General features: G+C 44.7%; 1 protein-coding gene and 1 pseudogene. Both read right to left on the bottom strand.

The annotated features are described in order from the left end of the window. Window positions 1-481, bottom strand: a pseudogene (locus tag R7Q46_RS27230) (capsular biosynthesis protein); the annotation flags it as partial. Next, window positions 471-696: sugar transferase (locus R7Q46_RS27225; protein ID WP_318078273.1), on the bottom strand; the 226-nt coding region annotated here is incomplete at its 5' end. The gene R7Q46_RS27225 and the pseudogene R7Q46_RS27230, both read right to left, overlap by 11 nt.

The following is a 696-nucleotide window of genomic DNA, read 5'->3' as shown; positions in this document are numbered from 1 at the left end:
TGGTTTTCAAATCATTACGGTAAAACTCGATAGGTGAATCGAGAAGGTTACCTTGTCCTTCAGTGATGTCTTCACCGCGGATTTCATGCAATGCCTGAAAACGATAATCCACGACTAAACGATGACGATGATTGAATTCAAAAAAATTGGTGAACTGAAAGGTATGGTCATCGTAATCATTCTTATCGTCCGAAGAAAAGCCCGCTTTCAGCTTGTACTGAATGTCTGCGCGATATTGATTGCGTTCGATACGTGCCAACAAGCTAGGCTCTAGTCCCCAAATGTTTACGGATTCTATATCTTGAGATTTTTCCGCTTTGTTTATGTTGTCGTCGCCTTCGTAGAAGGCTTTGACCAATGGGATAAACTCAATGCCAGATTCAGTTTGATACGCCATTGGCTCTGCGAATGCAGCTGTTGAACAAAGGGCAAGCGCAAGCGCTGGAGTTGTTGTTTTCATCATCGCCGCCTTAGTACGCATTGGAGCCAGTAAAGCCTTTGAACACGGTAAGGAAGATGATTTTGATGTCCATCCAAACTGACCAATGATGGATGTAATCCAAATCAAACTCGACGCGCTTTTCCATCTTATCGAGCGTGTCGGTTTCGCCGCGATAGCCGTTGATTTGAGCCCAACCTGTAATGCCTGGTTTGACTTTGTGGCGCAACATGTAGCGGGCGACAATCTGACGATAT

This window comes from Vibrio sp. 811 (genome assembly GCF_033339195.1).
The sequence above is the reverse complement of the archived record's forward strand: the minus strand, read 5'-3'. Positions and strand labels throughout refer to the sequence as shown.